Source organism: Streptococcus anginosus (assembly GCF_900636475.1).
In the GTDB taxonomy this organism is placed as follows: domain Bacteria; phylum Bacillota; class Bacilli; order Lactobacillales; family Streptococcaceae; genus Streptococcus; species Streptococcus anginosus.
This window is the reverse complement of record NZ_LR134283.1, coordinates 1,461,491-1,485,406: the sequence shown is the minus strand read 5'-3', so window position 1 is coordinate 1,485,406 and position 23,916 is coordinate 1,461,491. Positions and strand designations below refer to the sequence as shown.

14 protein-coding genes, 19 tRNA genes and 3 rRNA genes are annotated in these 23,916 nt (G+C 41.8%); all 36 read left to right on the top strand.

What is annotated here, in order from left to right:
* The first annotated feature begins 1 nt into the window (after nt 1).
* The 36 genes from hpt (at nt 2) to purF (ending at nt 23,739) form a co-directional block, all read left to right on the top strand.
* Entirely contained in the window at nt 2–544 is a 543-nt protein-coding gene (gene hpt / locus EL079_RS07325) for a hypoxanthine phosphoribosyltransferase (protein WP_003032451.1), read from the top strand.
* A 20-nt stretch (nt 545–564) separates the two neighbouring features.
* Nucleotides 565–2,535, top strand: coding sequence for an ATP-dependent zinc metalloprotease FtsH (gene ftsH, locus EL079_RS07320; RefSeq protein ID WP_003029496.1), 1,971 nt, complete (start codon nt 565–567; stop codon nt 2,533–2,535).
* Between the two features lie 204 nt (nt 2,536–2,739).
* Entirely contained in the window at nt 2,740–3,213 is a 474-nt protein-coding gene (locus tag EL079_RS07315) for a sigma-70 RNA polymerase sigma factor region 4 domain-containing protein (RefSeq protein ID WP_003030979.1), read from the top strand.
* Between the two features lie 247 nt (nt 3,214–3,460).
* Nucleotides 3,461–5,016: ribosomal RNA gene (locus EL079_RS07310) — 16S ribosomal RNA — on the top strand.
* A 54-nt stretch (nt 5,017–5,070) separates the two neighbouring features.
* Nucleotides 5,071–5,143, top strand: a tRNA-Ala gene (locus tag EL079_RS07305).
* Nucleotides 5,144–5,407: 264 nt separating this feature from the next.
* Nucleotides 5,408–8,308, top strand: a 23S ribosomal RNA gene (locus EL079_RS07300).
* Between the two features lie 245 nt (nt 8,309–8,553).
* Nucleotides 8,554–8,669 (top strand): 5S ribosomal RNA (gene rrf, locus EL079_RS07295).
* Together the 16S, 23S and 5S rRNA genes with 19 tRNA genes alongside form the textbook arrangement of a ribosomal RNA operon.
* Nucleotides 8,670–8,699: 30 nt before the next feature.
* Nucleotides 8,700–8,772 (top strand) — tRNA-Val (locus EL079_RS07290).
* Between the two features lie 17 nt (nt 8,773–8,789).
* Nucleotides 8,790–8,862: transfer RNA gene (locus EL079_RS07285), tRNA-Asp, on the top strand.
* Nucleotides 8,863–8,889: 27 nt separating this feature from the next.
* A tRNA-Lys gene (locus tag EL079_RS07280) sits at nt 8,890–8,962 on the top strand.
* 9 nt (nt 8,963–8,971) lie between these two features.
* Nucleotides 8,972–9,053, top strand: a tRNA-Leu gene (locus tag EL079_RS07275).
* A 10-nt stretch (nt 9,054–9,063) separates the two neighbouring features.
* A tRNA-Thr gene (locus tag EL079_RS07270) sits at nt 9,064–9,136 on the top strand.
* Nucleotides 9,137–9,155: 19 nt separating this feature from the next.
* Nucleotides 9,156–9,227, top strand: a tRNA-Gly gene (locus EL079_RS07265).
* A gap of 7 nt (nt 9,228–9,234) precedes the next feature.
* A tRNA-Leu gene (locus EL079_RS07260) sits at nt 9,235–9,320 on the top strand.
* Nucleotides 9,321–9,329: 9 nt separating this feature from the next.
* Nucleotides 9,330–9,403 (top strand) — tRNA-Arg (locus tag EL079_RS07255).
* 58 nt (nt 9,404–9,461) lie between these two features.
* A tRNA-Arg gene (locus EL079_RS07250) sits at nt 9,462–9,535 on the top strand.
* Between the two features lie 41 nt (nt 9,536–9,576).
* Nucleotides 9,577–9,650: transfer RNA gene (locus EL079_RS07245), tRNA-Pro, on the top strand.
* 6 nt (nt 9,651–9,656) lie between these two features.
* Nucleotides 9,657–9,730 (top strand) — tRNA-Met (locus tag EL079_RS07240).
* 14 nt (nt 9,731–9,744) lie between these two features.
* Nucleotides 9,745–9,818: transfer RNA gene (locus EL079_RS07235), tRNA-Ile, on the top strand.
* A gap of 13 nt (nt 9,819–9,831) precedes the next feature.
* A tRNA-Ser gene (locus EL079_RS07230) sits at nt 9,832–9,921 on the top strand.
* 12 nt (nt 9,922–9,933) lie between these two features.
* A tRNA-Met gene (locus EL079_RS07225) sits at nt 9,934–10,007 on the top strand.
* A gap of 6 nt (nt 10,008–10,013) precedes the next feature.
* Nucleotides 10,014–10,086, top strand: a tRNA-Phe gene (locus EL079_RS07220).
* A gap of 16 nt (nt 10,087–10,102) precedes the next feature.
* Nucleotides 10,103–10,173, top strand: a tRNA-Gly gene (locus tag EL079_RS07215).
* Between the two features lie 39 nt (nt 10,174–10,212).
* Nucleotides 10,213–10,286: transfer RNA gene (locus EL079_RS07210), tRNA-Ile, on the top strand.
* 11 nt (nt 10,287–10,297) lie between these two features.
* A tRNA-Ser gene (locus EL079_RS07205) sits at nt 10,298–10,385 on the top strand.
* Between the two features lie 84 nt (nt 10,386–10,469).
* Nucleotides 10,470–11,276: a rod shape-determining protein MreC gene (mreC, locus tag EL079_RS07200; protein ID WP_003032040.1), complete on the top strand. Its 807-nt coding sequence runs from the start codon at nt 10,470–10,472 to the stop codon at nt 11,274–11,276.
* 1 nt (nt 11,277) lies between these two features.
* Nucleotides 11,278–11,778, top strand: a complete 501-nt coding sequence (gene mreD / locus EL079_RS07195; protein ID WP_003032067.1) for a rod shape-determining protein MreD — start codon at nt 11,278–11,280, stop codon at nt 11,776–11,778.
* A gap of 109 nt (nt 11,779–11,887) precedes the next feature.
* On the top strand, nt 11,888–13,114 hold the full coding sequence (gene pcsB / locus EL079_RS07190) for a peptidoglycan hydrolase PcsB (protein WP_003032078.1): 1,227 nt from the start codon (nt 11,888–11,890) through the stop codon (nt 13,112–13,114).
* A 132-nt stretch (nt 13,115–13,246) separates the two neighbouring features.
* On the top strand, nt 13,247–14,215 hold the full coding sequence (locus EL079_RS07185; RefSeq protein WP_003032055.1) for a ribose-phosphate diphosphokinase: 969 nt from the start codon (nt 13,247–13,249) through the stop codon (nt 14,213–14,215).
* A 151-nt stretch (nt 14,216–14,366) separates the two neighbouring features.
* Entirely contained in the window at nt 14,367–15,554 is a 1,188-nt protein-coding gene (locus EL079_RS07180; protein WP_003032048.1) for a pyridoxal phosphate-dependent aminotransferase, read from the top strand.
* The gene (recO, locus tag EL079_RS07175) at nt 15,532–16,305 is read left to right on the top strand and encodes a DNA repair protein RecO (RefSeq protein ID WP_003032065.1); all 774 of its coding nucleotides are present in this window, start codon (nt 15,532–15,534) and stop codon (nt 16,303–16,305) included. Before EL079_RS07180 ends, recO begins: the two co-directional genes overlap by 23 nt.
* Nucleotides 16,302–17,300 carry a phosphate acyltransferase PlsX gene (gene plsX / locus EL079_RS07170; RefSeq protein ID WP_003032056.1) on the top strand — a complete coding sequence of 333 codons (999 nt, stop codon included), beginning with the start codon at nt 16,302–16,304 and terminating at the stop codon, nt 17,298–17,300. Before recO ends, plsX begins: the two co-directional genes overlap by 4 nt.
* Complete coding sequence (locus tag EL079_RS07165; protein WP_003032071.1) at nt 17,297–17,542, top strand: acyl carrier protein; 246 nt, start codon at nt 17,297–17,299, stop codon at nt 17,540–17,542. Before plsX ends, EL079_RS07165 begins: the two co-directional genes overlap by 4 nt.
* Nucleotides 17,543–17,700: 158 nt before the next feature.
* A complete protein-coding gene (gene purC / locus EL079_RS07160) occupies nt 17,701–18,408 on the top strand; it encodes a phosphoribosylaminoimidazolesuccinocarboxamide synthase (RefSeq protein ID WP_003032064.1) in 708 nt (235 codons plus the stop codon).
* Nucleotides 18,409–18,459: 51 nt separating this feature from the next.
* Nucleotides 18,460–22,185 (top strand): phosphoribosylformylglycinamidine synthase, encoded by a 3,726-nt coding sequence (locus EL079_RS07155; protein WP_003032050.1) that lies wholly within the window; start codon nt 18,460–18,462, stop codon nt 22,183–22,185.
* 90 nt (nt 22,186–22,275) lie between these two features.
* Entirely contained in the window at nt 22,276–23,739 is a 1,464-nt protein-coding gene (purF, locus tag EL079_RS07150; RefSeq protein ID WP_003032042.1) for an amidophosphoribosyltransferase, read from the top strand.
* Nucleotides 23,740–23,916: the final 177 nt, after the last annotated feature.

Below are 23,916 nucleotides of genomic sequence, written 5' to 3'. Positions count from 1 at the left end.
GATGCTAGAACAAGATATTAAGAAAGTTTTGGTTTCACATGATGAGATCGTGGCAGCAGCACAAAATTTAGGAGCTCAATTAACTAGTGATTATGCAGGGAAAAATCCTATTTTTGTAGGAATTCTAAAAGGTTCCATTCCTTTTATGGCAGAGTTGATAAAGTATGTTGATACCCATATTGAAATGGATTTTATGTTAGTGTCAAGCTATCATGGTGGAACATCTAGTAGTGGTGTTATCAATATTATTAAAGATATTGATCAAGATATTGCTGGACGTCATATTCTTTTTGTCGAAGATATTATTGATACGGGAAAAACATTGAAAAGTCTGTGTGAATTATTTAGGGAGAAAAAAGCTGCGTCTGTTAAAATTGCTACACTTTTAGACAAGCCGGCAGGACGAAAAGTTGATATTGAAGCGGATTACACATGTTTTACAATTCCAAATGAATTTGTAGTTGGTTATGGTCTAGATTTTGATGAAAACTATCGAAATCTACCATATGTAGGGGTTTTAAAAGAAGAAGTTTATACAAAATAAAAAGGTATATTGATAGATAGATGAAAAATAAACAAAATAATGGTTTTATAAAAAATCCTTTCCTATATATTTTAATCATTGTTGTTGTTATTACAGGTTTTCAGTATTTTTCAGCTGGAAGTTCTGTAGGTCGCAGTCAACAAATTAACTATACTGAGTTAGTTAAAGAAATTAGAAATGGAAATGTAAAGGATATTAGCTATCAGCCAAATGGTAGTGTTATTGAAGTTGCAGGTACTTATAAGAAAGAAAAGAAGGTAAAGGATAATAGTGGTATTCAGTTTTTTACTCCTTCTTCTACCTCTGTAAGCCGCTTTACTAGTGTTATTCTACCTTCAGACTTAACGGTAGCTGAATTACAAAAATTAGCTTCAGATAAAGGAACTGAAATCACCATTAAACGTGAAAGTTCAAGTGGTGTTTGGATTCAAGTGCTGACAACTCTGGTGCCATTTGCCATCTTTGCTTTCTTCCTGTTCTCTATGATGAATCAAGGTGGAGGCGGTGGAGCGCGTGGAGCCATGAGCTTTGGACGTAATAAAGCGCGTGCGACAAACAAAGAAGATATAAAAGTACGTTTTTCTGATGTAGCAGGTGCGGAAGAAGAAAAACAAGAATTAGTTGAAGTTGTTGAATTTTTAAAAGATCCTAAACGTTATACAAAACTAGGGGCTCGTATACCAGCTGGTGTTCTTCTTGAAGGTCCTCCAGGAACTGGTAAAACCCTTCTTGCTAAAGCTGTTGCTGGAGAAGCAGGTGTTCCATTCTTTAGTATTTCAGGTTCAGATTTCGTTGAAATGTTTGTCGGTGTCGGTGCTAGCCGTGTTCGCTCTCTTTTTGAAGATGCAAAAAAAGCAGCCCCAGCGATTATTTTTATTGATGAAATTGATGCTGTTGGTCGTCAACGTGGAGTTGGACTTGGCGGAGGAAACGATGAACGCGAACAAACCCTTAATCAACTTCTGATTGAGATGGATGGTTTTGAAGGTAATGAAGGAATTATTGTTATTGCAGCAACAAACCGTAGTGATGTGCTAGATCCGGCGCTTCTGCGTCCTGGTCGATTTGACCGTAAAGTTCTTGTTGGGCAACCAGATGTAAAAGGTCGTGAAGCTATCCTTCGTGTTCATGCTAGAAATAAACCTCTTGCTGAAGATGTTGACTTAAAACTAGTTGCTCAACAAACGCCTGGTTTTGTTGGTGCTGATTTGGAAAATGTGTTAAATGAAGCGGCTCTTGTCGCAGCGCGTCGAAATAAAAAAGTTATTGATGCTTCCGATATAGATGAAGCAGAAGATCGTGTTATTGCAGGACCGTCTAAAAAAGATAAGACAGTTTCACAACGTGATCGGCAAATTGTCGCTTATCATGAGGCAGGACATACGATTGTTGGTCTTGTTTTATCAAATGCACGTGTCGTTCACAAGGTAACCATTGTACCTCGTGGTCGTGCAGGTGGATATATGATTGCTCTTCCGAAAGAAGATCAGACTCTTTTATCTAAAGAAGATATGAAAGAGCAATTGGCAGGACTTATGGGGGGACGTGTTGCTGAAGAAATTATTTTTAACGTCCAAACTACAGGTGCTTCAAATGACTTTGAACAAGCTACACAAATGGCACGTGCGATGGTAACAGAGTATGGTATGAGTGAAAAACTCGGTCCGGTTCAATATGAAGGAAACCATGCGATGTTTGGCGCTGCGAGCCCACAAAAATCAATTTCAGAGCAAACTGCATATGAAATTGATGAAGAAGTTCGTAATTTGCTTAATGAAGCGCGCAACAAAGCAGCAGAAATTATCCAATCAAATCGCGAAAAGCATAAATTAATTGCGGAAGCTCTTCTTAAATACGAAACACTTGATAGTCATCAAATCAAATCATTATATGAAACTGGCGAAATGCCTGATGAACCAAATGCAAGTTCTTCACATGCTTTGAGCTATGATGAAGTGAAATCTCAAATGGAAGAGCAAAAACCAGAATAAATTATAAAATGTTAAAACTCTTTGATTTAAAATCAGAGGGTTTTAACATTATCCGCTGAAAAGTATGTAAAAGTACCTGAAGAGATAGATAGGTGTATTAAGAAGTACGAAATAGAAACCAAAAAGAGTAGAATAGCTACCAGAAAACCAAAGGGTTCTCCTTCATGCTATCCTTAAGAGGTAAGAGCAAGGAAGGAGAAGGAAATGGAGTTCAAGGAGTTATATGGCAAGGTGAGAGGAATTGTGCTGAAGTGTCGGAGGGAATATTATGTCCACCTGTGGGAATTAAGCGATTGGGAACAAGAGGGCATGTTGGTGCTCTATCAGTTGGTGAGTCGCTATCCGCAGCTAGTAGAAGAAGATCATCAGCTCTATGTTTACTATAAGACCAAGTTCCGCAATCATATCCTGGACATCCTCCGTAAACAGGAAAGCCAAAAACGCAAACTCGACCGACAAGCTTATGAAGAAGTGAGCGAGATTGGTCACAAGCTCAGCCTGAAAGAGTTGTATCTGGATGAACTGGTGATTCTCCGGGACCAGCTAAAGAGTTACCAATCTCAACTGAGTCCAGAGAAACAAGAACAGTACGAGCGCTTACTAGCCGACGAACGGTTCAAAGGCCGCCAAGCGATGATTCGAGAATTAAGAGCCTACTTAAAAGACTATAGCGATTAAACTAAGTCAGAACTTTTCTTTTTCAAAGGTCACAAAAAACAAGAAAAATAAAAAAAGATGAAAAAAGGTATTGACAAGAAGAGGAGGAGGTGATATACTAAGATAGTTGTCGCTTGAGTGGCGACAAAGACCTTTGAAAACTGAACAAGACGAACCAATGTGCAGGCGACTGTTTAAAGACAGTCCGTCAAACATTAAGAAGAAACAATAAATCTGTCAGTGACAGAAATGAGTGAGAGCTCAAACTTTATATGAGAGTTTGATCCTGGCTCAGGACGAACGCTGGCGGCGTGCCTAATACATGCAAGTAGGACGCACAGTTTATACCGTAGCTTGCTACACCATAGACTGTGAGTTGCGAACGGGTGAGTAACGCGTAGGTAACCTGCCTATTAGAGGGGGATAACTATTGGAAACGATAGCTAATACCGCATAACAGTATGTAACACATGTTAGATGCTTGAAAGATGCAATTGCATCGCTAGTAGATGGACCTGCGTTGTATTAGCTAGTAGGTAGGGTAATGGCCTACCTAGGCGACGATACATAGCCGACCTGAGAGGGTGATCGGCCACACTGGGACTGAGACACGGCCCAGACTCCTACGGGAGGCAGCAGTAGGGAATCTTCGGCAATGGGGGGAACCCTGACCGAGCAACGCCGCGTGAGTGAAGAAGGTTTTCGGATCGTAAAGCTCTGTTGTTAAGGAAGAACGAGTGTGAGAATGGAAAGTTCATACTGTGACGGTACTTAACCAGAAAGGGACGGCTAACTACGTGCCAGCAGCCGCGGTAATACGTAGGTCCCGAGCGTTGTCCGGATTTATTGGGCGTAAAGCGAGCGCAGGCGGTTAGAAAAGTCTGAAGTGAAAGGCAGTGGCTCAACCATTGTAGGCTTTGGAAACTGTTTAACTTGAGTGCAGAAGGGGAGAGTGGAATTCCATGTGTAGCGGTGAAATGCGTAGATATATGGAGGAACACCGGTGGCGAAAGCGGCTCTCTGGTCTGTAACTGACGCTGAGGCTCGAAAGCGTGGGGAGCGAACAGGATTAGATACCCTGGTAGTCCACGCCGTAAACGATGAGTGCTAGGTGTTGGGTCCTTTCCGGGACTCAGTGCCGCAGCTAACGCATTAAGCACTCCGCCTGGGGAGTACGACCGCAAGGTTGAAACTCAAAGGAATTGACGGGGGCCCGCACAAGCGGTGGAGCATGTGGTTTAATTCGAAGCAACGCGAAGAACCTTACCAGGTCTTGACATCCCGATGCTATTTCTAGAGATAGGAAGTTTCTTCGGAACATCGGTGACAGGTGGTGCATGGTTGTCGTCAGCTCGTGTCGTGAGATGTTGGGTTAAGTCCCGCAACGAGCGCAACCCTTATTGTTAGTTGCCATCATTAAGTTGGGCACTCTAGCGAGACTGCCGGTAATAAACCGGAGGAAGGTGGGGATGACGTCAAATCATCATGCCCCTTATGACCTGGGCTACACACGTGCTACAATGGCTGGTACAACGAGTCGCAAGCCGGTGACGGCAAGCTAATCTCTGAAAGCCAGTCTCAGTTCGGATTGTAGGCTGCAACTCGCCTACATGAAGTCGGAATCGCTAGTAATCGCGGATCAGCACGCCGCGGTGAATACGTTCCCGGGCCTTGTACACACCGCCCGTCACACCACGAGAGTTTGTAACACCCGAAGTCGGTGAGGTAACCGTAAGGAGCCAGCCGCCTAAGGTGGGATAGATGATTGGGGTGAAGTCGTAACAAGGTAGCCGTATCGGAAGGTGCGGCTGGATCACCTCCTTTCTAAGGAAAAAACGGAAGCCATTGGTCGTCATGTTTAGTTTTGAGAGGTCTTGTGGGGCCTTAGCTCAGCTGGGAGAGCGCCTGCTTTGCACGCAGGAGGTCAGCGGTTCGATCCCGCTAGGCTCCATTAGGATAGAATCCTACTGAACTTAATAAAGAAGTGAAGTTGAATACGAGACTAACTTCTTAGGAAAAAAGATAAACTTCCTTGTGTTCATGGAACACAGCGTCAGTTTCCTATTTTTCTACAGAAGTTTTCGCAAGCGAACCGTCTCTTACTATCCTAAATTTAGCACATTGAAAATTGAATAACGATATCAAATAGTAACAAGAAAATAAACCGAAAACGCTGTGAATATTAATGAGTATATGACTGAGAGGTCAAAAATAAGGTTAAGTTAGTAAGGGCGCACGGTGGATGCCTTGGCACTAGGAGCCGAAGAAGGACGTGACAAACGACGAAATGCCTTGGGGAGCTGTAAGTAAGCGTAGATCCAGGGATGTCCGAATGGGGGAACCCAACAGGTAGATGCCTGTTACCCGTATCTGTTAAGGATATGAGGAGGAAGACGCAGTGAACTGAAACATCTAAGTAGCTGCAGGAAGAGAAAGCAAAAGCGATTGCCTGAGTAGCGGCGAGCGAAAGGGCAAGAGGGCAAACCGAGAAGTTTACTTCTCGGGGTTGTAGGACTGCGATGTGGACTTAAAGATTATAGAAGAAGACCTTGGGAAAGGTTGCCAGAGAGAGTAAGAGCCTCGTATTTTAAATAGTCTTTATACCTAGCAGGATCCTGAGTACGGCGGGACACGAGGAATCCCGTCGGAAGCTGGGAGGACCATCTCCCAACCCTAAATACTCCCTAGTGACCGATAGTGAACCAGTACCGTGAGGGAAAGGTGAAAAGCACCCCGGGAGGGGAGTGAAAGAGAACCTGAAACCGTGTGCCTACAACAAGTTCGAGCCCGTTAATGGGTGAGAGCGTGCCTTTTGTAGAATGAACCGGCGAGTTACGTTATGATGCGAGGTTAAGTTGAAGAGACGGAGCCGTAGGGAAACCGAGTCTGAAGAGGGCGCATAGTATCATGATGTAGACCCGAAACCATGTGACCTACCCATGAGCAGGTTGAAGGTGAGGTAAAACTCACTGGAGGACCGCACCAGGGCACGTTGAAAAGTGCTTGGATGACTTGTGGGTAGCGGAGAAATTCCAAACGAACTTGGAGATAGCTGGTTCTCTCCGAAATAGCTTTAGGGCTAGCGTCGACAGAAAGATTCTTGGAGGTAGAGCACTGTTTGGGTGAGGGGTCCATCCCGGATTACCAATCTCAGATAAACTCCGAATGCCAATGAATTATGGTCGGCAGTCAGACTGCGAGTGCTAAGATCCGTAGTCGAAAGGGAAACAGCCCAGACCACCAGCTAAGGTCCCAAAATAATTGTTAAGTGGAAAAGGATGTGGGGTTGCACAGACAACTAGGATGTTAGCTTAGAAGCAGCTATTCATTCAAAGAGTGCGTAATAGCTCACTAGTCGAGTGACCCTGCGCCGAAAATGTACCGGGGCTAAAACAATTTACCGAAGCTGTGGATCCTTTAGGGGATGGTAGGAGAGCGTTCTATGTGTGGTGAAGGTGTACCGTGAGGAGCGCTGGAACGCATAGAAGTGAGAATGCCGGTATGAGTAGCGCAAGACAGGTGAGAATCCTGTCCACCGTAAGACTAAGGTTTCCAGGGGAAGGCTCGTCCGCCCTGGGTTAGTCGGGACCTAAGGAGAGACCGAAAGGTGTATCCGATGGCCAACAGGTAGAGATTCCTGTACTAGAGTATAGAGTGAAGGAGGGACGCAGTAGGCTAACTCAAGCGTGCGAATGGAAGAGCACGTCTAAGCAGTGAGGTGTGATAGGAGTCAAATGCTTCTATCTGTAACATTGAGCTGTGATGGGGAGCGAAGTTTAGTAGCGAAGTGAGCGACGTCACACTGCCAAGAAAAGCTTCTAGCGTTAATTTATACTCTACCCGTACCGCAAACCGACACAGGTAGTCGAGGCGAGTAGCCTCAGGTGATCGAGAGAACTCTCGTTAAGGAACTCGGCAAAATGACCCCGTAACTTCGGGAGAAGGGGTGCTCAGTGTAACTGAGCCGCAGTGAATAGGCCCAAGCAACTGTTTATCAAAAACACAGCTCTCTGCTAAATCGTAAGATGATGTATAGGGGGTGACGCCTGCCCGGTGCTGGAAGGTTAAGAGGAGTGCTTAGCGGTAACGCGAAGGTATGAATTGAAGCCCCAGTAAACGGCGGCCGTAACTATAACGGTCCTAAGGTAGCGAAATTCCTTGTCGGGTAAGTTCCGACCCGCACGAAAGGCGTAATGATTTGGGCACTGTCTCAACGAGAGACTCGGTGAAATTTTAGTACCTGTGAAGATGCAGGTTACCCGCGACAGGACGGAAAGACCCCATGGAGCTTTACTGCAGTTTGATATTGAGTGTCTGTGCCACATGTACAGGATAGGTAGGAGCCAAAGAGATCGGGACGCCAGTTTCGATGGAGGCGATGTTGGGATACTACCCTTGTGTTATGGCCACTCTAACCCGGATAGGTGATCCCTATCGGAGACAGTGTCTGACGGGCAGTTTGACTGGGGCGGTCGCCTCCTAAAGAGTAACGGAGGCGCCCAAAGGTTCCCTCAGATTGGTTGGAAATCAATCGCAGAGTGTAAAGGTATAAGGGAGCTTGACTGCGAGAGCTACAACTCGAGCAGGGACGAAAGTCGGGCTTAGTGATCCGGTGGTTCCGTATGGAAGGGCCATCGCTCAACGGATAAAAGCTACCCTGGGGATAACAGGCTTATCTCCCCCAAGAGTTCACATCGACGGGGAGGTTTGGCACCTCGATGTCGGCTCGTCGCATCCTGGGGCTGTAGTCGGTCCCAAGGGTTGGGCTGTTCGCCCATTAAAGCGGCACGCGAGCTGGGTTCAGAACGTCGTGAGACAGTTCGGTCCCTATCCGTCGCGGGCGAAGGAAATTTGAGAGGATCTGCTCCTAGTACGAGAGGACCAGAGTGGACTTACCGCTGGTGTACCAGTTGTTCTGCCAAGAGCATCGCTGGGTAGCTATGTAGGGAAGGGATAAACGCTGAAAGCATCTAAGTGTGAAACCCACCTCAAGATGAGATTTCCCATAACGTTATGTTAGTAAGAGCCCTGAGAGAAGATCAGGTAGATAGGTTAGGAGTGGAAGTTGTGTGAGCAATGGAGCGGACTAATACTAATAGCTCGAGGACTTATCCGAGAAGAAGTAATGAGAACGTGAAGAAAAGCGTATGATTTTAGGGAATCAGCGCAGAAGTCATAGGGACTTCAAGCGGATTTATCTAAATCACTAGCTTTTTAGTTCGAATACAATTACTTAAGTAATGAAGGCAGATCTAGTAAGGATTTAGCCGGAGTACAATTTCATTGAGAAAGATAGCGTAGAGGTAAATCTTTTACAATTTGAGACGTTATTCAATTTTGAGTGTGTTAGATACTCAGCAGTTAAGTGACGATAGCCTAGGAGATACACCTGTACCCATGCCGAACACAGAAGTTAAGCCCTAGAACGCCGGAAGTAGTTGGGGGTTGCCCCCTGTGAGATATGGTAGTCGCTTAGCAAGGATAGGAAGTAGAGATACTTCCTTTTTGGGAGTTTAGCTCAGCTGGGAGAGCATCTGCCTTACAAGCAGAGGGTCAGCGGTTCGATCCCGTTAACTCCCATAATTCTAGAAAGAATAGGTCCCGTAGTGTAGCGGTTATCACGTCGCCCTGTCACGGCGAAGATCGCGGGTTCGATTCCCGTCGGGACCGTTTTAGTGTATAGAGATACATTAGAGAGACTCGTTAGCTCAGTTGGTAGAGCATTTGACTTTTAATCAAAGGGTCACTGGTTCGAGCCCAGTACGGGTCATAGTCACAGGCGGGTGTGGCGGAATTGGCAGACGCACCAGATTTAGGATCTGGCGCTTAACGGCGTGGGGGTTCAAGTCCCTTCACCCGCATAGGAGATAAGCCGGCTTAGCTCAGTTGGTAGAGCATCTGATTTGTAATCAGAGGGTCGCGTGTTCAAGTCATGTAGCCGGCATTAAAGGAAAGAAGCGAATGCGAACGTAGTTCAGTGGTAGAACATCACCTTGCCAAGGTGGGGGTCGCGGGTTCGAACCCCGTCGTTCGCTTGAGGAAGCCGGGGTGGCGGAACTGGCAGACGCACAGGACTTAAAATCCTGCGATTGGAAACAATCGTACCGGTTCGATTCCGGTCCTCGGCATAGGAAAGAGCACCCTTAGCTCAACTGGATAGAGTACCTGACTACGAATCAGGCGGTTAGAGGTTCGACTCCTCTAGGGTGCATAAATAGATTTGACTTTTTTTGTATTTGTGATATAATAAATTTATATTCATAGAAAGAGCACCCTTAGCTCAACTGGATAGAGTACCTGACTACGAATCAGGCGGTTAGAGGTTCGACTCCTCTAGGGTGCATAGAAAAGAAGTCTCCTAGGACTTCATTTTTTCTATCCATACGGGAAGTAGCTCAGCTTGGTAGAGTACTTGGTTTGGGACCAAGGTGTCGCAGGTTCGAATCCTGTCTTCCCGATGCTATGGCGGTGTAGCTCAGCTGGCTAGAGCGTCCGGTTCATACCCGGGAGGTCGGGGGTTCGATCCCCTTCGCCGCTATAATTGATCTTGTTGGACCTTTAGCTCAGCTGGTTAGAGCTCTCGGCTCATAACCGAGTGGTCGTAGGTTCAAGTCCTACAAGGTCCATTTTGTTATATGTGGAGGATTACCCAAGTCCGGCTGAAGGGAACGGTCTTGAAAACCGTCAGGCGTGTAAAAGCGTGCGTGGGTTCGAATCCCACATCCTCCTTAGTAGGAATAACGCGGGATGGAGCAGCTAGGTAGCTCGTCGGGCTCATAACCCGAAGGTCGTAGGTTCAAATCCTGCTCCCGCAATAGGTAGGCTCGGTAGCTCAGTTGGTAGAGCAATGGATTGAAGCTCCATGTGTCGGCGGTTCGATTCCGTCTCGCGCCATTATTTGATTGATTAAGCGGGTGTAGTTTAGTGGTAAAACTACAGCCTTCCAAGCTGTTGTCGCGAGTTCGATTCTCGTCACCCGCTTTGAACAGAAATGTTCAACCATACCAAGTTTTTAGACTTGGGCGCGTAGCTCAGGTGGTTAGAGCGCACGCCTGATAAGCGTGAGGTCGGTGGTTCGAGTCCACTCGTGCCCATAATAATTTTTGGAGAATTACTCAAGAGGCTGAAGAGGACGGTTTGCTAAATCGTTAGGTCGGGTGACTGGCGCGGGGGTTCGAATCCCCCATTCTCCGTATTTGAGGAGTGTAGCGGTAGCTATCTCCTTTTCTGTTACCTGTTGAATCTGGCGTGTCTATTGTGGGAGTAGAGTGAATCGTATGAAAAAATCCAAATTTATTATTATGACTGCTATTTTGATAATCGTAACTTCTGTACTTTTAGTTACTACTCGTTCTTTAGGTGTAGTGAATGCAACTTCTAATGTTGTTTCTATTTTGGATAATATTGTTTCAAAACCATTTAATTTTTTGGCGGATGTTAAATCGGATTTGACTGATTTATCACGGACATATAAAGAAAACAAGCAATTAAAAAAAGCTTTATTTAAAGCAGAAGAACAATCTGCTGATTCAGCTTCATTAAAAGATGAAAATGCTCAATTAAGACAGCTATTAGAAATGAAAAATCTTTATGAGTCAAAAAAAACGGTTTCATCTGATGTTATTACGCGTATGCCGGTTTCTTGGTTATCTGAATTAACTGTCAACGCTGGTCGTCAAAATGGGATTCAAAATACAATGCTAGCGGTGGCAAATGGTGGCTTGATTGGTAGTGTGAAAGATGTCGCTTCTCATTCTAGCCGAGTAAATCTTTTAACCAATAATAAAAATGTTGATAATATTTCAGTAAAAATTCAAACGGAGACAAGCACAATTTATGGTGTGATTGTTGGCTACAGTAAAGAAAAATCTGCTTTTATTATCAGTCAGTTAAATAGTTCGGATACCATTAAAAAAGGTGAGAAAGTTGTGACCAGTGGTTTAGGAACGTACAACATTCCTAATATTCCGGTTGGAACAGTCCTTTCTGTTACTGAAAAATCGGACTATTTAACAAAAGAAGTCTTCGTAAAACCAAGTGCGGATTTGTCAGATATTCGTGTGGTGACATTAGTAGGAAATTGATATGAAATTTTTTAAAAGCTACATTTTACCCTTTTTGGTTTTATTTGTTGTGATGTTAGTAGATGGTCATCTTTCAAATCTTTTGACTAATTTATTTCCAAATAATATCCACTTACTAAGTCATCTTTTGCTTATCTTTATTTTGTATATTTCGATAAATCTTTCAGAAAATACTAATTTTATCATGTTGCTGTTAATTGGTTTGTTGTATGATGCATATTATTTTCATATTATCGGCATTTCGACACTATTGTTGCCTTTAGCGGGGATTGTTATTAGTAAATATAATTCTGTTTTGATGTCTAATCGAGTTAGTCGTTTTTTAACAGTTGCCATTTTAGTATTTTTCTTTGAGGTGGCTACGTTCGCTTTGGCAAATGTTACCCATCTAGCTCAAATGTCTTTTGCAGATTTTGTCGTTTATACAATTGCTCCGACAATGGTCTCGAATTTACTATTCTTTTTGTTGCTTCAACCAATTTTGGAGAAGATATATTTATGATAAGATTTTATGATGAATTGGAAATAGAAATGTAATAAAGGCGTAACATACTCAGCGCCTTTTTTTGTTATACTTATAATTGTCTTATTGAATAGGAGTATAATCGTTTATGAAGAAAAAATTACTTACATCAATTTTATTAAGTACAATGGTTCTTGCACAGGGAGCATCTCTTGTAAATGTACATGCAGATTCTACTGATGACAAGATTGCTGCACAAGATAGTAAAATTAATAGTTTGAATGATCAACAAAAATCAGCTCAAGCTCAAGTAGATCAAATTCAAGCTCAAGTTTCATCTATTCAATCTCAACAAGAAAAATTGAAAGCTGAAAACGAAAAACTTCAAGCTGAATCAACAAAATTATCGGCTGAAATCGAAACGTTGTCTAAGAATATTGTAGCGCGTAATGAATCATTGGCTAATCAAGCACGTAGTGCTCAAACGAGCGGTACAGCTACAAGCTATATCAATACAATTGTAAATTCAAAATCGATTACAGAAGCTATTTCACGTGTTTCTGCTATGAGCGAAATTGTTTCAGCAAACAATAAAATGTTGGAACAACAAAAACAAGATAAAAAAGCTATTTCTGAAAAACAAGTAGCAAATAATGAAGCGATAAATACTGTTATCGCAAATCAACAAACACTTGCAAATGATGCAAAAACATTGTCTACTAAGCAAGCTGAACTAAAAGCAGCGCAGTTGAATCTTGCTGCGGAAAAAGCAACTGCTGAAGGTGAAAAGAACTCATTGTTGGCACAAAAAGCAGCGGCACAAAAAGCAGCTGAAGAGGCAGCAGCACAAGAAGCAGCTTATAAAGCACAACAAGCGGCGCAAGAACAAGCTGTAGCTTCTTCTGCTAATACAAGTTTGGCAGCACAAGTACAAGCTGTAAACAACAATAGTGGTGCAGCAGCTACGCCAACTCAAACAAATGTGACGCAACAAGCAGCAACTACTACTACTAGAACTGTGAGCCGTCCTACATATAGTTCATCTGCTTCAACTTATCCAGTTGGTCAATGTACATGGGGAGCAAAAACATTAGCTCCGTGGGCTGGTGATTATTGGGGCAATGGGGCTCAATGGGCAGCAAGTGCGGCTGCAGCTGGTTTCCGTACAGGTTCAACACCTCAAGTAGGTGCGATCATTTCATGGAACGATGGTGGTTATGGACACGTTGCTGTTGTAACAGCTGTTCAATCAGCTACAAGTATTCAAGTATCTGAAGCAAATTATGCAGGTAATCAAGCTATTGGAAATTATCGTGGTTGGTTCAATCCAGCTGCTGCAGGACAAGGTTCATTTACTTACATCTATCCAAATTAATGAATATAAAGATAAAAAGCGCATCTTGCGTTTTTTATTTTTAATTGAAAAATTCACTAAAAAGGGTTACAATGTTAAGTGGAGAAATTTGTAACTGATTTACAAAGAAACGAATAAATACTGGAGGAAATCATGTCGTTTTCTGATTTAAAGCTTTTTGCTCTTTCATCTAACCAGGAACTGGCTAAACGCGTTGCTCAAGAGATTGGTATGGAGCTTGGAAAGTCAACTGTGCGTCAATTTTCTGATGGGGAGATCCAAGTAAATATCGAAGAATCTATCCGCGGAAAACATGTTTTTATCTTGCAGTCAACGAGCTCGCCCGTCAATGATAATTTGATGGAAATTTTAATCATGGTGGATGCTTTAAAGCGTGCAAGTGCTGAATCAATCAATGTTGTAATGCCTTATTATGGCTATGCTCGTCAAGACCGAAAGGCACGTGCTCGTGAGCCAATTACTTCAAAATTAGTTGCAAATATGTTGCAAGTGGCTGGTGTTGATCGTTTGCTGACAATTGATTTGCATGCGGCTCAAATTCAAGGATTTTTTGATATTCCAGTAGATCATCTTATGGGGGCTCCTCTCATTGCGGATTATTTTGAACGTCGTGGGATGACAGGTGGCGATTATGTAGTTGTTAGCCCTGACCACGGTGGTGTGACGCGTGCTCGTAAATTAGCTGAATTTTTGAAAACACCGATTGCTATTATTGATAAGCGCCGTAGTGTAGATAAGATGAATACGAGTGAGGTGATGAATATCATCGGTAAAGTAGAAGGCAAAACTTGTATTTTAATTGACGATATGATTGATACAGCTGGGACAATTTGCCATGCTGCTGATGCGCTTGCTGAGGCAGGTGCGGTAGAAGTTTATGCAAGCTGTACTCATCCAGTACTTTCGGGTCCTGCTATGGATAATATTCAGAAATCGGCGATTAAAAAATTGGTCGTGTTAGATACAATTTATTTGCCGGAAGAACGTTTAATTGATAAAATTGAACAAATTTCGATTGCTCATCTTTTGGCAGAGGCAATTGTACGTATCCATGAAAAACGTCCTCTTTCGCCATTATTTGAGACTTTAACAGCTCTTTAATAAGAAATCTAGAATGGAATCACTCTGATAGCTGGAGTGATTCTTTTGCTTCAATCAGATGATAAGTGATGAATTTTCTCAATATTATGATATTTTTGCTATGACTTAGGTTTTATAGTATAATAGTTCTATCAGATTTTGGAGGTAAGATATGGATTTGGCGAAACGTTTTAACAAAAATTTAGATAAAATTGAAGTTTCTTTGATTCGGCAATTTGATCAATCTATTTCGAGCATTCCTGGAGTTCTTCGTTTGACATTGGGAGAGCCTGATTTTACAACTCCAGATCATGTAAAAGAAGCTGCGAAAGTAGCAATTGATGCAAACGAGAGTCATTATACAGGCATGAGTGGGTTGTTAGCATTGCGTCAGGCAGCTAGTCAATTTGTGAAAGAAAAATACAATCTTTCTTATGACCCTGAAACAGAAATTTTAGTGACAATTGGAGCGACAGAAGCTCTGTCTGCTACGTTGACAGTTATCTTAGAAGAAGGAGATAAGGTACTGTTGCCTGCACCTGCTTATCCGGGATATGAGCCGATTGTTAATCTTGTGGGAGCAGAAATTGTCGAGATTGATACGACAGACAATGACTTTGTTTTAACGCCTGAAATGCTGGAAAAGGCTATCTTGGAGCAAGGTAATCAGCTTAAAGCAGTGATTTTAAATTATCCAGCTAATCCGACAGGAGTGACTTATTCACGAGAACAAATGACTGCGTTAGCCGATGTATTGAAAAAGTATGATGTCTTTGTTGTTTGCGATGAAGTGTATTCTGAGCTGACTTATACCGAGCAACCACATGTATCTATTGCAGAATTTTTACCAGAGCAAACGATTGTGATTAATGGTTTGTCTAAATCGCATGCGATGACAGGCTGGCGTCTAGGTTTCACCTTTGCCCCAGCTGCTTTTACGGCTCAATTGATTAAAAGTCACCAATATTTGGTGACAGCCGCAAACACGATGGCTCAATTTGCAGGAGTGGAGGCATTGACAGCGGGTAAAGACGATGCAGAGCCAATGAAAAGGGAATATATTGAGCGTCGCGATTACATTATCGAAAAGATGACGGAGCTGGGTTTTAAGATTATCAAACCAGATGGTGCATTTTATATTTTTGCCAAAATTCCAGCTAGCTATAATCAAGATTCTTTTGCTTTTTTGAAGGATTTTGCACAAAAAAAAGCAGTTGCTTTCATTCCTGGTGCTGCTTTTGGTCAGTATGGGGAAGGTTATGTACGTCTTTCTTATGCGGCCAGCATGGATACGATAAAAGAAGCTATGAAACGGCTTGAGGAATATATGGAGGAGTATGCTGAAATCCATCACAAGTAAAGGTTTGGTTCTCTATAATCGTAATTTCCGAGAAAATGATAAGCTGGTCAAAATTTTCACAGAGCAGGCTGGTAAGCGAATGTTTTTCGTGAAACATGCTAGAAATTCTAAGTTGAATCCAGTTATCCAACCATTGGTAGTGGCCGATTTTTTGATGAAAATAAATGATGACGGTTTGAGTTATATCGATGATTATCAAGAGGTTACGACTTTCCAGCATATCAATCATGATTTGTTTGCAATGGCTTATGCGACTTATGTGGTAGCTCTAGCGGACGCTAGTATTCAGGATAATGAAATAGATTCGGCTCTCTTTGCTTTTTTGCAAAAAACGTTGGAATTGATGGAGCAGGGCTTGGATTATGAGGTGCTGACCAATATTTTTGAAATTCAAATTTTGTCACGTTTTGGTGTTTCTTTGAATTTCCATGAATGCTGCTTTTGCCACCGAGTAGGGCTACCGTTTGATTTTTCCTTTACTTATAATGGCGTTTTATGTCCGGAACATTATGGCAAAGATGAGCGACGGAGTCATTTGGATCCCAACATTCCTTATTTATTAGACCAATTTCAAGCGGTTCAATATAGTGAATTGGAGACCATTTCTTTGAATCCTGAGTTAAAACGACAATTACGAAAAGTGATTGATCAAATTTATGAAGAATATGTTGGGATTCATCTAAAGCCCAAAAAATTTATTGATTCTCTGGGAGACTGGGGAGAAATTTTAAAGAACAAGGAGTCGAAATGAAAAAAATAGCAATTGATGCCATGGGTGGCGATTATGCTCCACAATCTGTCGTAGAGGGGGTTAATCGAGCACTGAACGATTTTTCGGATATTGAAGTCATCCTTTATGGAGATGAAGCAAAAATCAAGCAGTATTTAAAGGCAAGTGAGCGGGTTCGTATTGTTCATACAGATGAAAAAATCAATTCAGATGATGAGCCAACTAAAGCAATTCGCAAGAAGAAAAATGCCAGTATGGTGCTAGCGGCAAAAGCAGTAAAGGATGGAGAAGCTGATGCCGTTCTTTCTGCCGGAAATACGGGAGCGCTTCTGGCTGCGGGATTTTTCATTGTTGGCCGTATCAAGAATATTGATCGTCCGGGATTGATGTCCACATTACCAACGACAGATGGCAAAGGCTTTGATATGTTGGATTTGGGGGCTAATGCGGAAAATACAGCTCATCATTTGCATCAGTATGCTATTTTAGGGTCATTTTATGCTGAAAATGTCCGTGGAATCAACCAACCACGCGTAGGGCTTTTAAACAATGGGACAGAAGCGAGCAAGGGTGATCCGCTTCGTAAGGAAGTGTATGATTTGTTAGTAGCGGACTCCTCGCTAAATTTTATTGGAAATGTGGAAGCGCGTGATTTAATGGATCATGTAGCAGATGTTGTGGTAGCGGACGGATTTACAGGTAATGCTGTGTTGAAAGCCATGGAGGGAACAGCCATGGGAATTATGAGCCAGCTTAAAAAATCTATTTTAGATGGTGGCTGGAAAGCAAAACTAGGTGCAATGTTACTGAAAGATAGTCTAAAGTCTTTGAAGAGTAGTTTAAATTATTCTGATGTAGGCGGTGCTGTTTTGTTTGGAGTGAAAGCACCTGTTGTTAAAACACATGGAGCGAGTGATGCAAAAGCGGTTTACAGCACGATTCGTCAAATTCGTACAATGTTGGAAACGGATGTTGTAGGAAAAGCAGTAAATGAATTTTCGGGAGAGGCAAAATGACAGAACAAGAAATTTACGAAAAAATTGTAGAGATTATTCAGGAAAGTCGTGGAAAGGAATTTCAAGTTTCTCAAACACTTAGTTTGAAAGATGACCTGCAGGCAGATTCTGTTGATTTGATGGAATTTATTCTAACTGTGGAGGATGAATTTGGCATTGAAATTTCAGACGAAGATATAGATGAGTTGAAGAATGTGAGTGATGTTGTTGCTTGCGTGCAGAAAAACTTGAACAGAGCATAAAAACGAACATTTTATTGACTAAATAAAGTAAAATATGAGAAAACAGCTGAAACCCCAGCTGTTTTTTGGTGTTTGCGAATATTGTACGGTATTTTCTTGAAAATCCTTTTTGAATATGATAGACTTAAGTCAGAAAAATGTGAAAGGCGAATATTAAAATGACAGGTGATTTGTTATATTCGGGAAAAGCTAAAGATTTATTTTTGACAGATGATGAAAATCTTATTATTGCACATTACAAAGACCAAGCGACCATGCTTAATGGTGCTCGTAAAGAGACGATTAAAGGTAAAGGCGTTCTTAATAATCAAATCTCATCTTTCATTTTTACGAAATTGAATGAAGCAGGTGTGGCAACTCACTTTGTTAAACAATTGTCAGAAACCGAACAATTGAACAAAAAAGTGGATATCATTCCGCTTGAAGTTGTTTTGCGTAATGTCACTGCAGGCTCATTCTCAAAACGCTTTGGTGTTGAAGAAGGAATTAAATTAGATACTCCAATCGTTGAATTTTACTACAAAAATGATGATTTGGATGACCCATTTATCAATGATGAACACGTAAAATTCCTTGGTATTGCAAGTGATGAAGATATTGCTTATATCAAAGCAGAAACACGTCGTATTAATGACCTTTTGAAAGATTGGTTCAGCCAAATTGGTCTGAATTTGATTGATTTCAAATTGGAATTTGGTAAAGACAAAGATGGCAACATTATTCTTGCGGATGAATTTTCACCAGATAACTGCCGCCTTTGGGATGCTGAAGGTCACCACATGGATAAAGATGTTTTTCGTCGTGATTTAGGTAGTTTGACAGATGTTTACGAAGTTGTCCTTGAAAAACTCAAAGGGCTTAACTAAAAACTGTGATTTCTAATTAAGTAGAAAGAAGAATTCTAAAAAGGGTAAAAAATGAATAAACGAATTTTCGTTGAGAAAAAATCAAATTTTAACATTAAGGCTCAGGCGCTTGTTAAAGAACTCAAACACAATCTTCAATTAACGAGTTTAACCGATTTGCGTATTATTCAAGTGTATGATGTGTTTGGCTTGGCAGATTCGCTTTTTGAGCGTGCTGAAAAGCACATCTTCTCTGAACAGGTAACTGATACTATTTTGGCTGAAAGTGATGTGGTTGCTGAACTTGCTAACTATACTTTCTTTGCCATCGAATCACTTCCAGGTCAATTTGATCAGCGTGCGGCTTCATCACAAGAAGCATTACTCCTTCTTGGCAGCAGTAATGATGTAACGGTTAATACGGCTCAACTTTATCTTGTTAACAAAGATATTAATACTGCTGAACTTGATGCGGTTAAGAATTATCTTCTTAATCCAGTAGATTCTCGTTTTAAAGATATTACGACAGGAATTGCACCGCAAGCATTTTCAGAGTCGGACAAAACGATTCCAAATCTTGATTTCTTCAAGACTTATACAGCAGCTGAATTTGCTGATTATAAAACTGAGCAAGGTTTGGCAATGGAAGTGGATGACCTTGTCTTCATCCAAGATTATTTCAAAACCATCGGGCGCGTGCCAACGGAAACAGAATTGAAAGTGTTGGATACTTACTGGTCAGACCATTGCCGTCACACAACTTTTGAAACTGAGCTGAAGCATATTGATTTCTCAGCGTCTAAATTCCAAAAACAATTGCAAGCAACTTATGATAAATATATTGCTATGCGTGCTGAACTTGGACGTTCTGAAAAGCCACAAACATTGATGGATATGGCGACAATCTTTGGTCGTTATGAGCGTGCGAATGGTCGTTTGGACGATATGGAAGTGTCAGACGAAATTAACGCATGTTCTGTTGAAATTGAAGTGGATGTGAACGGTGTTAAAGAACCATGGCTTTTGATGTTCAAGAATGAAACACACAATCACCCAACGGAAATTGAACCATTTGGTGGTGCCGCAACGTGTATCGGTGGTGCCATTCGCGACCCATTGTCAGGACGTTCTTATGTTTATCAAGCGATGCGTATTTCAGGTGCTGGTGATATTACAATACCAATTTCAGAAACACGTCTTGGTAAATTGCCACAACAAGTGATTTCTAAAACAGCTGCGCATGGTTATTCTTCTTATGGTAATCAGATCGGTCTTGCAACAACTTATGTTAAAGAATATTTCCACCCAGGATTCGTCGCTAAACGTATGGAACTTGGTGCCGTTGTCGGTGCAGCTCCTAAAAGTAATGTTGTCCGTGAAAAACCAGAAGCAGGCGATGTGGTCATCCTTCTTGGCGGTAAAACAGGTCGTGACGGTGTTGGTGGTGCAACTGGTTCATCTAAGGTCCAAACCGTTGAATCTGTTGAAACAGCTGGCGCAGAAGTTCAAAAAGGGAATGCTATTGAAGAACGGAAGATTCAACGTCTTTTCCGCAATGGTAATGTGACGCGTCTTATTAAAAAATCAAACGACTTTGGTGCTGGTGGTGTCTGTGTGGCAATTGGTGAATTAGCTGACGGTCTTGAAATCGACCTTAACAAAGTGCCTTTGAAATACCAAGGGCTTAACGGAACTGAAATTGCCATTTCTGAATCACAAGAACGGATGGCTGTTGTGGTTCGTCCGAAAGATGTTGATGCTTTCGTGGCAGAATGTCATAAAGAAAATATTGACGCGGTAGTAGTTGCCACAGTTACTGAAAAACCAAACCTTGTTATGACTTGGAATGGTCAAACAATCGTTGATATTGAACGTCGTTTCCTTGATACAAACGGTGTGCGCGTGGTAGTTGATGCGAATGTTGTTGACAGTCAAGTTGATATGCCAGAACAACGTACAACTTCAGCTGCGACACTTGAATCTGATACTGTAAATGTTCTTTCTGACCTTAACCATGCTAGTCAAAAAGGTTTACAAACCATCTTTGATAGCTCTGTTGGTCGTTCAACGGTTAACCATCCGATTGGTGGTCGTTATCAAATCACACCAACAGAAAGTTCAGTTCAAAAACTTCCTGTTCAAAACGGTGCAACAACAACAGCATCAGTTATGGCACAAGGGTTCAACCCTTATATTGCTGAATGGTCACCATATCATGGTGCAGCTTATGCTGTTATCGAAGCAACAGCGCGTTTGGTGGCAACAGGTGCGAATTGGTCTAAAGCACGTTTCTCTTATCAAGAGTATTTCCAACGTATGGACAAACAAGCTGAACGCTTTGGACAACCAGTTTCAGCTCTTCTTGGTTCAATCGAAGCGCAATTGCAACTTGGTTTGCCATCAATCGGTGGTAAAGACTCCATGTCAGGAACTTTTGAAGAATTGACAGTACCGCCAACATTGGTTGCCTTTGGTGTGACAACAGCAGATAGTCGTAAAATTCTTTCGCCAGAATTTAAAGCAGCTGGTGAATACATTTACTACATTCCAGGGCAAGCTATTTCACAAGAGATTGATTTTGATTTGATTAAAGCTAATTTTGCTAAATTTGAAGCGATTCAAAAAGCACACCATGTCACATCAGCTTCAGCTGTTAAATATGGTGGTGTGATTGAAAGCTTGGCACTTGCAGCTTTTGGTAACCATATCGGTGCAAAAGTAGAGCTGGTAGAGCTTGCGACTAGCTTGACAGCGCAACTTGGTGGTTTTATTTTTACATCTGCTGAAAAAATTGCTGATGTTGTGAAAATCGGTGAAACAAGATCTGACTTTACACTTACTGTCAACGGTGTCAACCTTGCAGGAGATAAACTTCTTTCAGCCTTTGAAGGCAAACTCGAAGACGTTTACCCAACTGAATTTGAACAAAGTACAAAACTTGAAGATGTTCCGGCAATTGCTTCAGATGCAGTGATTAAAGCAAGTGAAAAAGTTGCTGAACCATTGGTTTACATCCCAGTATTCCCTGGTACAAATTCAGAATATGATTCAGCAAAAGCTTTTGAACAAGCTGGAGCAAAAGTGAATCTGGTACCATTTGTGACACTTGATGAAGCAGCAATTGAAGCATCTGTTGACACAATGGTTGACAACATCTGTAAAGCAAATATTATTTTCTTTGCAGGAGGTTTCTCAGCCGCTGATGAACCAGACGGTTCTGCTAAATTCATCGTTAACATCTTGTTAAACCAAAAAGTCCGCGCAGCGATTGATAGCTTTATTGAAAAAGGCGGGCTGATTATCGGTATCTGTAATGGATTCCAAGCGCTTGTGAAATCAGGCCTACTTCCATACGGTAACTTTGAAGAAGCGACCGAAACAAGTCCGACACTCTTCTATAATGATGCCAACCAACATGTGGCGAAAATGGTTGAAACACGTATTTCCAATACGAACTCACCTTGGCTTGCCGGTGTCAAAGTTGGTGATATTCATGCAATCCCAGTATCACATGGTGAAGGGAAATTTGTCGTAACAGATGAAGAATTTGCAGAACTCCGTGACAACGGACAAATCTTCAGCCAATACGTGGATTTTGATGGCAAACCAAGCATGGATTCTAAATACAATCCAAACGGCTCTATTAATGCGATTGAAGGGATTACCAGCAAGAACGGTCAAATCATTGGTAAAATGGGACATTCAGAACGTTATGAAGACGGTCTTTTCCAAAATATTCCAGGAAATAAAGACCAACATCTCTTTGCAAGTGCTGTGCGTTACTTTACAGGGGAATAATACTCGTCAAATATCAAAAGAAACTATGATTTCGGATTCTTTTGATAATGATTGAGCATAAAAATGACAGAAAAATAAGAGGAAATGTCAGTGACATACGAAGTTAAATCTCTAAATGAAGAATGTGGTGTTTTTGGGATTTGGGGGCATCCTCAAGCAGCTCAAGTGACTTATTTTGGACTTCACAGTCTTCAACACCGCGGTCAAGAAGGTGCTGGTATTGTCACAAACGATAAGGGCAAACTTCTTCAGCACCGTAATACTGGTCTTCTTTCAGAAGTATTTAAAAATCCTGCTGATTTGGAAAAATTAACAGGAACTGCTGCTATTGGTCACGTTCGCTATGCGACTGCTGGCTCTGCGTCTATTAATAATATTCAACCATTCCTTTACAACTTTACAGACGAGCAATTTGGGCTTTGCCACAATGGTAATTTGACAAATGCAGTATCATTGAAAAAAGAATTGGAAGACCAAGGGGCGATTTTTAATGCCTCATCTGATACTGAAATTCTAATGCATTTGATTCGCCGTAGCCATAATCCTGAATTTATCGGTAAAGTCAAAGAAGCGTTGAACACTGTCAAAGGTGGCTTTGCTTATCTTTTGATGACAGAAGATAAATTGATTGCTGCGCTTGACCCAAATGGTTTTCGTCCCTTGTCAATTGGGCAAATGGCAAATGGTGCTTGGGTAGTATCAAGTGAAACGTGTGCCTTTGAAGTGGTTGGTGCCAAGTGGATTCGAGATGTGAAACCTGGTGAAATGGTTATTATTGATGACAATGGCATTCGGTACGATACCTACACGACGGATACTCAGCTTGCTATCTGTTCAATGGAATACATCTATTTTGCACGACCTGACAGTGATATTTATGGTGTCAATGTTCACACGGCTCGTAAAAATATGGGGAAACGTTTGGCACAGGAATTTCAACATGAAGCTGATATTGTCGTTGGTGTACCGAATTCATCACTTTCAGCAGCGATGGGATTTGCTGAAGAATCAGGTCTCCCAAATGAAATGGGCTTGGTGAAAAATCAGTACACACAACGTACTTTCATTCAACCGACACAAGAGTTGCGTGAGCAAGGTGTTCGCATGAAGCTCTCAGCCGTATCTGGTGTTGTTAAAGGGAAGCGCGTGGTCATGGTTGATGATTCTATCGTGCGTGGAACTACATCACGCCGTATCGTTCGTTTGCTTCGTGAAGCTGGTGCGACAGAAGTTCATGTGGCAATCGGTAGTCCAGAATTGAAATACCCATGTTTCTACGGTATCGATATTCAAAATCGTCGTGAATTGATTTCAGCTAATCATAGCAAAGATGAAGTTTGTGAGATTATCGGTGCTGATAGCTTGACTTACTTGTCAATTGACGGTTTGATTGAATCAATCGGTCTTGATACAGATGCGCCTAATGGTGGTTTGTGTGTGGCTTACTTTGACGGTAAGTATCCAACACCACTTTACGATTACGAAGAACCTTACCTCAAAAGCTTAGAAGAAAAAACAAGCTTCTATATTCATGAAGTTAATGAAAATAAATAGAACAGTTTAATAGCTCTGCTATTTCCCAAAAGGAGAAAAATATTATGACAAAAAACGCTTATGCTCCACGTCTTACCACTGACTAAAGGCTAAAGCATTCGTCAATGGACGCTTTGTCCTATGGGACCAAAGCTAAAGACCTGACTAGCTTTTTCAGTCAAAAGAATGGTTTGACTG

Bases quoted from the DNA above. Each gene is read 5' to 3' on its own strand.
- hpt (WP_003032451.1), top strand. From the start codon at position 2: ATGCTAGAACAAGATATTAAGAAAGTTTTGGTTTCACATGATGAGATC.
- ftsH (WP_003029496.1), top strand. From the start codon at position 565: ATGAAAAATAAACAAAATAATGGTTTTATAAAAAATCCTTTCCTATAT.
- EL079_RS07315 (WP_003030979.1), top strand. From the start codon at position 2,740: ATGGAGTTCAAGGAGTTATATGGCAAGGTGAGAGGAATTGTGCTGAAG.
- mreC (WP_003032040.1), top strand. From the start codon at position 10,470: ATGAAAAAATCCAAATTTATTATTATGACTGCTATTTTGATAATCGTA.
- mreD (WP_003032067.1), top strand. From the start codon at position 11,278: ATGAAATTTTTTAAAAGCTACATTTTACCCTTTTTGGTTTTATTTGTT.
- pcsB (WP_003032078.1), top strand. From the start codon at position 11,888: ATGAAGAAAAAATTACTTACATCAATTTTATTAAGTACAATGGTTCTT.
- EL079_RS07185 (WP_003032055.1), top strand. From the start codon at position 13,247: ATGTCGTTTTCTGATTTAAAGCTTTTTGCTCTTTCATCTAACCAGGAA.
- EL079_RS07180 (WP_003032048.1), top strand. From the start codon at position 14,367: ATGGATTTGGCGAAACGTTTTAACAAAAATTTAGATAAAATTGAAGTT.
- recO (WP_003032065.1), top strand. From the start codon at position 15,532: ATGCTGAAATCCATCACAAGTAAAGGTTTGGTTCTCTATAATCGTAAT.
- plsX (WP_003032056.1), top strand. From the start codon at position 16,302: ATGAAAAAAATAGCAATTGATGCCATGGGTGGCGATTATGCTCCACAA.
- EL079_RS07165 (WP_003032071.1), top strand. From the start codon at position 17,297: ATGACAGAACAAGAAATTTACGAAAAAATTGTAGAGATTATTCAGGAA.
- purC (WP_003032064.1), top strand. From the start codon at position 17,701: ATGACAGGTGATTTGTTATATTCGGGAAAAGCTAAAGATTTATTTTTG.
- EL079_RS07155 (WP_003032050.1), top strand. From the start codon at position 18,460: ATGAATAAACGAATTTTCGTTGAGAAAAAATCAAATTTTAACATTAAG.